At 73.5% G+C, this 12,374-nt stretch carries 11 protein-coding genes; 8 read left to right on the top strand and 3 right to left on the bottom strand.

All coding sequences use genetic code 11. From position 1 onward, the window contains the following. Positions 1-40: 40 nt before the first annotated feature. Both IEZ20_RS35685 and IEZ20_RS35690 read left to right on the top strand, forming a co-directional pair. Complete coding sequence (locus tag IEZ20_RS35685) at positions 41-334, top strand: hypothetical protein (RefSeq protein ID WP_189306531.1); 294 nt, start codon at positions 41-43, stop codon at positions 332-334. A gap of 94 nt (positions 335-428) precedes the next feature. Continuing rightward, positions 429-632, top strand: coding sequence for a hypothetical protein (locus IEZ20_RS35690; protein ID WP_189306533.1), 204 nt, complete (start codon positions 429-431; stop codon positions 630-632). A 70-nt stretch (positions 633-702) separates the two neighbouring features. On the opposite strand, the gene IEZ20_RS35695 is transcribed toward IEZ20_RS35690, so the two are convergent. Continuing rightward, a complete protein-coding gene (locus IEZ20_RS35695) occupies positions 703-3,063 on the bottom strand; it encodes a SpoIIE family protein phosphatase (protein ID WP_189306535.1) in 2,361 nt (786 codons plus the stop codon). Between the two features lie 513 nt (positions 3,064-3,576). Continuing rightward, positions 3,577-4,437, bottom strand: a complete 861-nt coding sequence (locus IEZ20_RS35700) for a lysozyme (RefSeq protein ID WP_229896431.1) — start codon at positions 4,435-4,437, stop codon at positions 3,577-3,579. Between the two features lie 242 nt (positions 4,438-4,679). On the opposite strand from IEZ20_RS35700, the gene IEZ20_RS35705 reads away from it, so the two are divergent. Then, on the top strand, positions 4,680-5,171 hold the full coding sequence (locus tag IEZ20_RS35705; protein ID WP_189306537.1) for a MarR family winged helix-turn-helix transcriptional regulator: 492 nt from the start codon (positions 4,680-4,682) through the stop codon (positions 5,169-5,171). 225 nt (positions 5,172-5,396) lie between these two features. Here the strand turns inward: IEZ20_RS35705 and IEZ20_RS35710 are convergent, their stop codons facing one another. After that, the gene (locus IEZ20_RS35710) at positions 5,397-6,185 is read right to left on the bottom strand and encodes a protein phosphatase 2C domain-containing protein (RefSeq protein ID WP_189306539.1); all 789 of its coding nucleotides are present in this window, start codon (positions 6,183-6,185) and stop codon (positions 5,397-5,399) included. Between the two features lie 385 nt (positions 6,186-6,570). On the opposite strand from IEZ20_RS35710, the gene IEZ20_RS35715 reads away from it, so the two are divergent. From IEZ20_RS35715 to IEZ20_RS35735, 5 genes are read left to right on the top strand one after another with little or no spacing between them, the layout of a single operon-like run. Next, positions 6,571-9,495 carry a sensor histidine kinase gene (locus IEZ20_RS35715; RefSeq protein ID WP_229896432.1) on the top strand — a complete coding sequence of 975 codons (2,925 nt, stop codon included), beginning with the start codon at positions 6,571-6,573 and terminating at the stop codon, positions 9,493-9,495. Beyond that, complete coding sequence (locus IEZ20_RS35720; RefSeq protein WP_189306543.1) at positions 9,492-9,989, top strand: roadblock/LC7 domain-containing protein; 498 nt, start codon at positions 9,492-9,494, stop codon at positions 9,987-9,989. Before IEZ20_RS35715 ends, IEZ20_RS35720 begins: the two co-directional genes overlap by 4 nt. Beyond that, entirely contained in the window at positions 9,986-10,411 is a 426-nt protein-coding gene (locus tag IEZ20_RS35725) for a DUF742 domain-containing protein (protein WP_189306545.1), read from the top strand. The genes IEZ20_RS35720 and IEZ20_RS35725 overlap by 4 nt, the downstream gene beginning before the upstream one ends. Next, positions 10,392-11,048, top strand: coding sequence for a GTP-binding protein (locus IEZ20_RS35730; protein WP_189306547.1), 657 nt, complete (start codon positions 10,392-10,394; stop codon positions 11,046-11,048). Before IEZ20_RS35725 ends, IEZ20_RS35730 begins: the two co-directional genes overlap by 20 nt. Positions 11,049-11,089: 41 nt before the next feature. After that, on the top strand, positions 11,090-12,343 hold the full coding sequence (locus IEZ20_RS35735; protein WP_189306549.1) for a styrene monooxygenase/indole monooxygenase family protein: 1,254 nt from the start codon (positions 11,090-11,092) through the stop codon (positions 12,341-12,343). The last annotated feature ends 31 nt before the right edge of the window (positions 12,344-12,374 follow it).

Consider the following 12,374-nt stretch of genomic DNA (forward strand, 5'->3'; position numbering starts at 1 on the left):
GACACCGACCAGGGCCCGCGGAACAAGGCAGGAGAGAACCGTGAAGCACATGATCAGTACCTGCGCGGTGCGCCAGTGGATGCGGGGCAGGCGTCTGGCCGCGATCGTCGTCTCGGCCGGTGCCGTCGCCGGCGGGGTGATGCTGCCGGCCGTCAGCGCGAGCGCGGCCCCGGCGCCGACGGTCGCCCAGGCATCGGCGCACCAGGGTTACGGGCACCACGACCACGACCACGGGCACCACGACCACCACCACAAGTACTACTACTGCTGGTGGCACCAGGGGTACCACCAGTACATCTGCAAGTGGGTCTACTGGGACAACGACTGGGACTGACCGCCTCGCCCCGCCGGTGCGGCCCCTTGGACGTGTGGGGCGCACCGGCGACACCGGACATGACCACGGCCCGCGAACGAGGCAGGCGAGAACCATGAAACACCTGATCAGGACCTGCGTGGAGGGTGGCCGGCGGCGGAGCAGGCAGTTGGCCGTGATCGTCTTCTCGGTCGGTGCGATCGCTGGAGGCGTGCTGCTGCCCGCCGTCACATCGACGGTGGTCCACGCCCCGGCGCACGAGCACCGGCACCTGGAGCACCACGGGAACCATTTCGACTGGGAGGCCCACTGGTACTAGCCGGCCCCCGCCCCGCCCGCTCCCCGCGGCGGGGCGGGGGTGTGTCCGCGTCCGGGGCCGGCGTCCGGGGTCAGGGTGTCGTCAGCGACTGCTCCGCCCACACCGTCTTGCCCACCCGGTCGTGCCGGGTGCCCCAGCGGTCGGCGAGCTGGGCGACCAGCAGCAGGCCGCGGCCGCCCTCGTCGAAGATCCGGGCCCGCCGCATGTGCGGGGTGGTGCCGCTGGAGTCGTAGACCTCGCTGATCAGTTTGGTGCCCTGGTGGATCAGCCGGAGCCGGATGGGCGGGCGGCCGTACCGGATGGCGTTGGTGACCAGCTCGCTGACCATCAGCTCGGTGGTGAAGGAGGCCTCGTCCAGCCCCCAGGCCGACAGCTGCTCGGTGGCGTACCGGCGGGCCAGGGAGACGACCGTGAACTCGTCGTCCAGCTGCCAGGAGGCGACCAGGTCCTCGTGCAGCGCCCGCGTACGGGCCACCAGCAGGGCGATGTCGTCGTCGGGGCGGCGGGTGAGCAGCTCGGTGAGGACCCGGTCGCACACCGAGTCCAGTGACTTCGCGGGGCGGCCGAGCGCGGTGAACATCTTCTCCAGCGCCTCGTCGATGTCGTGGTCGCGGGCCTCCAGCAGACCGTCGGTGTACAGCGCCAGCAGACTGCCCTCGGGCAGCTCCGTCTCGAACGCCTCGAAGGGCAGCCCGCCGAGCCCCAGCGGTGGCCCCGCGGGTACGTCGAGGAAGCGGACGACGCCCTCCGGGCTCACCACGGCGGGCGGCGGATGCCCGGCCCGGGCCACCGAGCACCGGCGCGTGACCGGGTCGTAGACGGCGTACAGGCAGGTCGTGCCGATGCCGCCGGCGCTGTCCGCGTCCGGGTCCGCGCTGCCCTCGTCGGCGGCGAGCCGCAGCACCAGGTCGTCCAGGTGGGTGAGCAGCTCGTCGGCCGGCAGGTCGACGTCGGCCAGGGTGCGCACCGCCGTGCGCAGCCGGCCCATGGTGGCGGAGGCGCGGATGCCGTGGCCCACCACGTCGCCCACGACCAGCGCCACCCGCGCCCCGGACAGCGGGATCACGTCGAACCAGTCGCCGCCCACGCCGGCCCGGGTCGCGGCCGGCAGGTAGCGGGTGGCGATCTCCAGGGCCTCCTGCTCGGGCAGTGTGTGCGGCAGCAGGCTGCGCTGCAGGGCCATGGTGGTGGTACGGGAACGGGAGTAGCCGCGGGCCTGCTCGATGCCGGTGGCGGCCTTGGCGGCGAACTCCTCGGCGAGCCGCAGCTCCTCCGGGCCGAAGGGCCCCCGCTCCGGGTGCCGGCCGAACACGGCGACGCCCAGCGTGCCGCCCGGGGCGAGCAGGGGCACCGCCAGCAGGGCGTGCGCGCCGGACGCGCGCAGCCACGCGGCGCCCGGGTCCAGCGCCGCCCACTCGGCGACCGCCGGGTCCGCCGTGTCGTACAGCTGGGGGACGGACAGCGTCAGGCAGCGGGCGGGCGGCGAGCCGGCCGGGCAGACGACCGCCTCGCCGACACCGGTGCCGGAGCCGGACCCCTGGCCGTCGGGGACGGCGCGCAGGGCGGCCCGGCGCAGCACGAACTGTTCCGGCCCGGGGCGGCCGGCCCCGGTGTCGGTCAGCGGGGAGTCCAGCAGGTCGACGGCCATGGCGTCGGCCAGCCGGGGGACCGTGACCTCGGCCAGTTCCTGGGCGGCGCGGGCCTGTTCCGCCGCCGTCCCCACGGCGGATTCGGACTCGGCGGGGGGCCGGGCGTGACCGGTGGCCTCCGGGGACGGCTGCTCCACGGACAGGCAGACGGCCCGCACCCGGCCGTCGGCGTCCTTCAGGGGAGTGAGCAGGGTGGTCCGGCCGAGGTCGGGGCCGAGCCTGCCCCGCGCCTCCTGCGGCCGGCCGGACTCCAGTGCCAGCCGCATCGCCCGGTGAGCCTCCTCGCTCGCGGTCCCCGGCACGATGTGGGCGAGGCTCAGCCCGCGCATCGCCGCCTCGGGCAGGGCGAGGGCGTGCTCCAGCCGGCGGTTGGCGCGCACCAGGCACAGCTCCGCGTCGAAGATCGCCAGGGGAAAGGGGGACTGGAGGAACGTCCACTCCTCCAGCGGTTCGCCCCGGGGCGGCTGGGGCCGGGCCGTCACGGCGCTCACCACGAGCCAGTCGGTGGCCCCGGCGCCCGTGGTGCGGCGGTGGGCGAGCACGCCGAGTTCCACGTGCCGGCCGTCCCGGTGGCGCAGCGGGACGGTGCCGTTCCAGCGGGTGCGGCCGGTCAGCGCCCGCCGGACCGCGGCGGCGTCGGTGGCGAGGAGCGCGGTGGCGGGCCGGCCGACCACGGCCGGGGAGTCGTAGCCGAGCAGCCGCCGGGCTCCCTCGCTCCAGCCGGTCAGGATGCCCTGCTCATCGATGGTGGCCGTGGCCGTGTACGTCGACTGTCGCTCCATCGCCGCTCATCTCGCCCTTGCTCGGCAGGCTCTCCTGACCAGCATGATCCCGGGCGGCGCGGAGCACCAACGCAGCGCGGTGCAACCGGTGGCCCCCACCGCCGGGGGCCACCGCCCGGACGCCGGCCGCGGGCCGGGGCCTGTCGGCCCGAGGGTCAGTGCCTGCACCCGGTCGAGCGCGCCGTTGCTGTGCTTGTCCGGGGGCGACACCCGGGCCCCCGGCCGGAGGGGGGTGTCGGCCGAGGGCCAGTGCCTGCACCCGGTCGAGCGCGCCGTTGCTGTGCTTGTCCGGGGGGCGACCCCCGGGCCCCCGGCCGGAGGGGTGTGTCGGCCGAGGGCCAGTGCCTGCGCCCGGTCGAGCGCGCCGTTGCTGTGCTTGTCCGGGGGGCGACCCCCGGGCCCCCGGCCGGAGGGGGTGTGTCAGCCGAGCGCCAGTGCCTGCACCCGGTCGAGCGCGCCGTTGCTGTGCTTGTCCGGGGGGCGACCCCCGGGCCCCCGGCCGGAGGGGGTGAGTCAGCCGAGGGCCAGTGCCTGCACCCGGTCGAGCGCGCCGTTGAACTTGTCGTGGTCGCCGACGGTCGGGCCGGAGGAGGTGTACTGCCACATGGTGTAGTACGACCACCCGGCCGGCAGCGTCCCCGGGTCGGAGGCGTAGCGGGCGATCCACAGGGGGTTGTTCGCCGCGAAGCCGCCGTAGTCGCCGGTGCACTGGGTCCACCAGCTGGTGGCCGTGTAGATCACCGGGTAGCGGCCGGTGCGCGACCTGTAGGTGTTGATGAAGTCGGTGATCCAGCTGACCATCTGGCTCGCGGTCTTGCCGTAGCAGGCGGCGCCGTACGGGTTCCACTCGATGTCGAGGGCGCCGGGCAGCGTCTTGCCGTCGCGGGACCAGCCGCCGCCGTGGTCGACGAAGTAGTTGGCCTGGGTGGCGCCGCTGGTGGTGTCCGGGGTGGCGAAGTGGTAGGAACCGCGGATCATGCCGGCGTTGTAGGAACCGTTGTACTGCTGGGCGAAGTACGGGTTCGTGTAGTACGTGCCTTCCGTCGCCTTGGTGTACGCCCAGCGGACCCCACTGTTCCACAGCGTCGACCAGGCGACGTTGCCCTGGTAGGCAGAGACGTCCACGCCCTCGGTCTGGGTGGCGTCCCCGGTGCTGGGGGTGCCGTCCTGGCCGTCGTGGGCGAGGACGCCCATGCCCATGTGGGCGGAGCCGCGGCTGGGGGTGCTCGCGGCCTGCGCGGAGGTGAGCGGGAGGCTGAGGGAGAGCGCCGCGAGCAGCGCCGTGAGAAGGACGGCGAGGGGGCGCGGGCGGGGGAGGGAGCGGACGCGGGGGGAGAGGGGGGAGAGAGGCGAGCCGGGTCTGAGCACGGGCATGTCGTGCCTCCGGGGAGTGGGGTGGGGGGAGAGCTGTGTGGGGGGCTCACGGCACCGGCGCGCCCACTGGGCGTGGGCATGCCATTAAGGGCGTGGTAAAGAAGCTACGCACGTAGATACGGCGTGGGAAGGGGGTCCGGGGGACGCCGTTGGTCTACGCCTGCGAAATACTTACGGAGCTGCGGCTATGACGACATTTGACAGAAACTTTCAGGACCGCGAAACCGATCAGGGGTGCTGACGTGCACGAGGACGGAAACGGCGACGCGCACGGCGCCGCCGGCCAGGTGACGCCCAGTGGTGCAGACCAGGAATTCCTGGCGCTGGAGCGCGAGTTGACCGTGCTGCTCCGGCGCGCCCGCGCCAACCAGGGCGAGATGGCCCGCGAGGTCCACCCCGACCTGGAGTCCTCCGCGTACGGCCTGCTCATCCGGCTGGACGAACTCGGCGGTCAGCGGGCCACGGAACTCGCCGCCTACATCGGCGTCGGCAAGGCCACCATGTCCCGCCAGCTGCGGGCCCTGGAGGACCTGGGCCTGATCGCCCGCGAACCCGACCCCGCCGACGGCCGCGCCTGGCTGGTCACCCTCACCGAGGAGGGACGCCGCCGCGTCGGCACGGTCCGCGAGGCCCGCCGCGCCCGCTACGTCCGCCAGCTGGCCCACTGGAACCGCACCGAGGTCGCGGAACTGGCCCGGCTGCTCCACGAGCTGAACGACGTCATGGCGAAGTAGTCCGGCACGGGGTCCCGAGGGGCCGGGTACGGGGTCCCGATGGCCGGGCGCGGGGTCGCCATGGTCCGGCGCGGGGTCCGGATGGTCCGGCGCGGGGTCGCGATGGTCTGGCACGGGGCCGCGATGGTCTGGCGCGGGGTCGCCGTGGTCCGGCCCGGGGGCGCGGCGACCGGCACGGGGGCGCGGTGGAGCGGCCCTCTCCGTCGGCCGCGGCCGGACGGCGGCTCACAGCTCCGCGAAGACCACCGTCGCGTCGTCGTGCGTCTTGCTCCGTCCCAGGAACGCCCGCTCCTCACGGTCCGCCGCCTCCAGCTCCCGTACCCGCTCCACCAGCGACCGTGCGCCGTCCTTCGCGACCACGTCGAACAGGGCCGTCCAGTCGCCCTCCCGGAACGTCTCCGTCCAGCGGGTCGCGCCGTCCGTCAGCGCGGCCAGCGCCCGGACCTCACGCCGGGGCAGGACACCGGTGACCGCCCGCGCGGCCACCGCGGGATCGGCGGCGGCCGTGAAGAAGCCGCCCTCCTTGTTGCGCAGGTTCGCGTCGACCAGGGCGTCGGTGGCGAGCGCGGCGCGCGGCAGCCGGGCCAGCCGGTCGTCCAGCACCGGCGTGACCGCGCCGTCGGGCCCCTGCAGCAGCAACGCCGAGTCGGACAGCACCAGGTACTCGACCTCGGCGGCGGACCAGCGGGTCAGGACGACGGTTGCCTGGGGGGTTCGCGGGTGAGAAAGGTCACAGGTGTCCGCGTGGGCGTCGGCGGTGCGCCGGATCGCCCGCGCGAGAATCTCCGGGAGCGTCAGATCTCGGACGGAAACGGTCAGTTCGGTCAGTGCTCCGCCCAGGCGTGCGGTGAACCAGGGGACGGAATGCAGACAGCCCGTCCCGCCGCTCGGCGGCGTCACCCCGTCCAGGACGATCACGCAACCGCCCTGTCCGGAAGCGGGTAGTCCGACACCGGCGAAGTCCTCGTTGGGGCGGGCCGCGTCGCCGGGTTCCGAAACGAGATCAGTGCGCATCCGGCCAGTCTGCACGAGCCCTTCACACGCCCCGCCAAAGGCTGGCAACCGCTCGGCGCATTCTCATGACCGTGCAGGTCAGGCGCCTGGTTTGGGCGGGAATGGGGCACTCCGGGAAGGTGTGGTGGCGAATACTGCCAAAGCCTGCCGCGCGCGTCCAACCGGCACGGCGTACGGCAGCCGCGCACACGCCAGAGGAACTTGCCCGCCAACTCCCCTCCGATGTTCACTCCTTCGGGTGGCGGGTCAGGTGATGCGCGACCACTGCCCACCGGCGCTGGGAGGGTCGGGAACCGTACGAACCGGGTGTACGCACCACTTGGCACCGAGATGACGGGGTGCCACCCGGGCCCCTGGGTAGACGAGTTCAGGAATGCGAGCACCGGTGCAGAAGAAGCGGCCTCGGCGCACAGGCAGGCAGACGGCCCCCGAGGGGACCGTCCCCCAGACCCCCGTGGGCTCCGGCCGCCCCACTCACGTGCGCACCCGGCTGATCGTCGCCGTGGCCGTGGTGGCCGCCGCCGTGGCGGGAGCCGGCGCGCCCGCGCTGCTCACCGCCTCAGGGGACGTCAGCGACTCCCAGGAGCTGGTGACACTCGCCGCCCGCACCCAGGACGCGCTCACCCTCGCCCATTCCCTGGCCGACGAGCGCGACGAGGTCACCTCGTACATCGCGGCCGGCCGCCCCAGGTCCAAGGCGCCCTCCGAGGACCGCAGCGCCCGCGTGGACCGGCAGGTGGAGGAGCTGCGCGCCGACACCGACACCCCGGCGGACCTGCGCACCACCCTCGACGGCGTCGACGCGCTGCGCCGGGCCGCGCTCACCGGCAAGACCACCGCCCTCCAGGCCCACCAGGAGTACTCGGCGACGATCACCGCGCTGCACCGGCTCGCCGAGCAGCTGGCCGAGCAGATGCCCCCGCGGGCCGGCTCCGGCGCCCACGCCCTGGCCGAACTGGACGCCGCCGTCCAGCAGTCCGCCGCCGCCCGCGGCCTGCTGCTGGCCGCGCTGAACGTCCCCTCCCGCAGCCAGACGGTGATCGACCCCGCCACCGGCCTGCCCACCACCTCCGCCACCAGCAGCGAAGCGGACCGCAAACAGCGCGACGCGCTCACCGTGGCCGCCCAGCAGGCCCGGCTGCGCGCCGACGCGTCCCTCGCCGACTTCCGCGCGACCGCGCCCAAGGCCGCCGTCGACTCCTACACCTCGACGGTCACCGGCCCCGAGGTCAACTCGGCCGAGAAGTACCTGGCGACGCTCACCGACCAGCCCACCCTCGCCGACAGCGAGCTGACCACCAGCACCAAGAAGCTGGACGCGGCCCTGTCCGCCCGCGTCGACCTGATGCGCGGCGCCGAGTCCGCGCTCTACGACCACCGCACCAAGGACCTCGAAAAGCTCCGCGACGACGACGTCACCGCCCTGGAGATCCGGGTCGCGGTCCTCGGCGTGCTGCTGCTGGTCGCGGTCGGCGTCGCCACCGCCATGGCCCGTAGCCTGACCCGTCCCCTGTCGGTGCTGCGGCGCGGCTCGGCCCGCCTCGCCGAGGCCGAGGACCCGGCGGCCCAGGACCCGATCGCGTTCACGGGCCGCAACGACGAGTTCGCCCAGGTGGTCCGCTCGGTCAACGCCCTGCACGCGCACGCGGCGGCCCTGCACGAGCGGGTCGCCACCCTGGAGACCGACCGCAAGCACCTGGTCGGCCAGCGGCAGAAGATGGCCGACGCCCGCGAGGAGCTGCGCGCCGAACTCGCCGACTCCGCAGCCCAGCTGGAGCGGCTGCGCACCAGCATCGGCTCCACCTTCGTCAACCTGGCGCTGCGCACCCTGGGCCTGGTCGAGCGCCAGCTGGCCGTCATCGAGGGCCTGGAGGACCGCGAGCAGGACCCGGACCGCCTCGCCACGCTCTTCAAGCTCGACCACTTCGCCACGGTGATGCGCCGGCACAGCGAGAACCTCCTGGTCCTCGCCGGTACCGAGCACGTCCAGCAGCACCCCGGCCCGGTGCCGCTGGTCGACGTGGTCCGGGCGGCGGTCAGCGAGATCGAGCGCTACGAGCGCGTCCGCATCGCGGCCCTGCCCCCGCACGCCCACGTGGCGGGCTTCGCCGCTGACGACCTCTCCCACCTGCTGGCCGAACTCATGGAGAACGCCACCTCGTTCTCCCCGCCGGACCTGCCGGTGGAGGTCTCCGGCTGGCTCCTGGAGTCCGGCGAGGTCATGCTGTCGGTCCAGGACGAGGGCATCGGCGTGTCGGAGGACCGCCTCGCCCGCCTCAACGCCCGCCTCGCCGAGTTCGACCCCGAGTCCCTCTACGACCAGGAGGGCGACGACGGCCTCGGCCTCGGCCTGTACGTCGTCGCGCGCCTGGCCCACCGCCACGGCGTCCGCGTGCAGCTGCGCGAGCAGAAGCAGGGCGGCCTCGCGGCGGTGGTCGTCCTCCCGTCCGGCCTCCTCACCGAGGCCCCGCCCACGGCCCTCCCGCCCCGGACCACCACCCCCGGCGGCACGGGCACCCTCACGCTCCCCGGCGCCGACGCGGAGGCCAACTCCAACGTCCTGCCCGCCCGCGCCAAGGACGAGGACCCCCTGGTCACCCTGGCGGAACAGGCGGTTCGGGAGGCGGCCGAGGAGGCGTCGGAGCAGGCCGCGCAGGCCACCCGTGAACAGGCCGCGGAGGCCACCCACGAACACGCCGGCCGGCCCGCCGGGGACACCGAGACCCGTCCGAAGCCCCCGGCGGAGACGCCCGCCGAGACGACGATGGAGCTGCTGCTGCCGGAGTCCCCGGCGGAGCCGGCGAACGAGGCGGCGGACCGTCCCCACGAGCGGTCGGACCGCGCCGACGAGCTGTCGGGCCGTTCCCACGAGCGGTCGGCCCGTGCCCACGAGCCGGCGGACAGCGCCCACGGCCCGGCGGTCGCCGCAGGCGAGGACGCCCCCCAGGGGCCGCCCGGAGGCGACCACGCAGCCCGCACGGGCGGTGCGGCCGGGAACACGGACACCGAAGGCGGGGCCGGGGCGAACGACCCCGACGAAGCGCCACAGGCCGAGGTGCTCACCAGCAAGGGCCTCCCCAAGCGCACACCCAGGATCACCGCCCCCGCGGCCCCGCCCCGCCAGCGCAGCACCTCCGTCGACGCCGAGGCCCTGCGCCGCAGGCTCGGCGGCTTCCGCAGCGGAGCCCAGGCCGGCTACCGCGACGTGGAGGCGGAGATCGCAGAACACACGGCCAACACCAAGCGGCCGACCAGCCGCGCACACGCCGAAGAAGCCACGGGGGGCACAGCCGAGGAGGCAAGCAGTTGACCGCGCCCACTACCTACGGACTGAGCAGTGAAGCCCGCAACCTGCACTGGCTGCTGACCAACCTGGTAGAGGAAGTACCCGGCATCCAGTCCGTCGCCGTGGTCTCCTCCGACGGACTGCTCCTGCTGTCGTCCGACCCGGGCCACAGCGAGCAGTCCCGACAGGCCCGTCCCGCGAAGGGCCCCCGGGGCTCCTCCGCGGACCTCGCCACCATCGTCTCCGGCATCGGCAGCCTCACCGTCGGCGCCGCGAAGCTGCTGGCGTTCGGCGGGGTCAAGCACACCATGGTCGCGATGGAGGAGGGCAGCCTGTTCGTGATGTCGATCAGCGACGGCTCACTGCTCGGCGTGCACGGCTCCGCCGAGTGCGACATGAGCGTCGTGGCGTACCACATGGCGCTCTTCGTCGGCCGCGCCGGGCACGTCCTGACGCCCGAACTCCGCAGCGAACTCCGCAAGTCCCTGGAGACCGAGTCGACGGGGAGCGCCCGATGACCGGCACCGGGAGGAAACCGGGGAGGACACAGCTCCCGGTCCGCGGCGGCGACCGCAAGCCCGCCCGCGTCCGCCCCTACTCGCTCACCGGCGGCCGTACCCGCTTCGGCCACGTCCTCCTGGTGGAGACGTTCGTGGCCGCGCTGGAGGCCCCGGAGGAGCGCAGGGAACTGACAAGTGCGCCGCTGTCCGCCCGGGTCATGCCGGAGATGCGGGCCATTGTCGAACTGTGCCGCCGTATGCGCACGGTGGCCGAGATCGCCGCGCTGCTGAAGATGCCGCTCGGCGTGGTCCGCGTGCTCCTGAGCGACCTCGCGGACCAGGGAAAGATCCGTGTGTACGGCACCGGAACCGGTCACGGCACCGGCCGCCCGGACCGCGCTCTGCTGGAAAGGGTGCTGAGTGGACTCCGCCGTCTCTGACGCCACCGCCTCCTTCGGGGGCACCCCCCTCGTCGCCGGGTTCGCCGAGCCGGACGAGGACCTGAGGTCCTGGCAGACGGACCGAACGCGCGCTCCCATCGCGACCAAGATCGTGGTGGCGGGCGGCTTCGGTGTCGGCAAGACCACCCTCGTCACCTCCGTCTCGGAGATCACGCCCCTGCAGACCGAGGCGCTGATGACCGAGGCGAGCGAGGGCACCGACGACCTGTCGGCCACGCCGGGCAAGCTCACCACCACCGTGGCCATGGACTTCGGCCGCATCACGCTCGACGACGACCTGGTGCTCTACCTGTTCGGCACGCCGGGCCAGCAGCGGTTCTGGTTCATGTGGGACGACCTGGTGCGCGGCGCGATCGGCGCCGTCGTCATGGCCGACACCCGGCGCCTGAAGGACTGCTTCCCGGCGCTGGACTACTTCGAGAGCTGCGGACTGCCCTACGTCGTCGCGGTCAACCACTTCGACGGCAGCGAGCGGTTCGAGCCGGAGGACGTGCGCGAGGCCCTCACGATTCCTCCGCACATACCTGTCATGATCATGGACGCGCGGCGCCGGATCTCGGTGATCGAGACCCTCCTGGCCCTGGTGGCCCACGCGCTGGACGAAACCCCCGAGTAGTCCACGAACCGTCCCCAGCCCCCGTAGGAGGCACCACCCGCATGCGGAAGATACTCGTCGTCGGGGCCGGCCAGTCCGGCCTCCAGCTCGCCCTCGGCCTGCAGTCGCACGGCTACGAGGTCACCCTCATGTCGAACCGGACCGCGGACGAGATCCGCTCCGGCCGGGTCATGTCGACGCAGTGCATGTTCGACACGGCCCTCCAGCACGAGCGCGACCTCCAGCTGAACTTCTGGGAGTCCCAGGCCCCGAAGATCGAGGGACTCGGCGTCTCCGTCGCCGCGCCCGGCTCGCACGACCCGGGCCCGACCCAGCGGGCCATCGACTGGGTCGGCAGGCTGGACGGCTACGCGCAGTCGGTCGACCAGCGGGTGAAGATGGCCGGCTGGATGGAGACCTTCGCGCAGCGCGGCGGCCAGCTGGTCATCCACGGCGCGGCCGTCGGCGACCTGGACTACTTCTCCCGCACCTACGACCTCGTCCTGGTCGCCGCCGGCAAGGGCGAGCTGGTGTCGATGTTCGCCCGCGACCCCGAACGCTCCCCGTACAGCGAGCCGCAGCGGGCGCTGGCGGTGGCGTACGTCCACGGGCTCGGCCCGCGCCCGGAGCACCCGGAGTTCGACGCGGTCCGCTGCAACCTGGTCCCGGGCGTCGGCGAGCTGTTCGTCATGCCGACCCTGACCACCTCCGGCCGCGCCGACATCCTGTTCTGGGAGGGCATACCCGGCGGCCCGCTCGACGTCTTCAAGGGTGTCAAGGACCCGGCGGAGCACCTCTCCCTGACGCTGGAACTCATGGAGCGGTTCACGCCCTGGGAGTACGCGCGGGCCACCAAGGTCGAACTCACCGACGCCGGCGGCACGCTGGCCGGGCGGTACGCCCCGACCGTCCGCAACCCCGTCGGCCGGCTGCCCGGCGGCGGTCTGGTCCTCGGCGTGGCCGACGTGGTCGTCGCCAACGACCCGATCACCGGCCAGGGTTCCAACTCGGCGTCCAAGTGCGCGGCCGCGTACCTCGCCTCGATCCTGGAGCGCGGGGACGAGCCGTTCGACGAGGAGTGGATGCGGCAGACCTTCGACCGGTACTGGGCCACCGCCCAGCACGTCACCAAGTGGACCAACGCCATGCTGGCGCCGCCGCCGGAGCACGTGCTGAACCTCATCGGCGCGGCCGGACAGCTCCAGCCGGTGGCGGATCGTTTCGCCAACGCGTTCAACGACCCGGCCGACTTCGAGGACTTCTTCTACGACCCCGAGAAGACGGCCGCCTACCTGGGCTCGGTGGCCGGGGCCTGACGGGACCGTCCCCCTTTTGACACCTCTCACC

The sequence above is a fragment of the Streptomyces cinerochromogenes genome, assembly GCF_014648635.1.
GTDB lineage: Bacteria > Actinomycetota > Actinomycetes > Streptomycetales > Streptomycetaceae > Streptomyces > Streptomyces cinerochromogenes.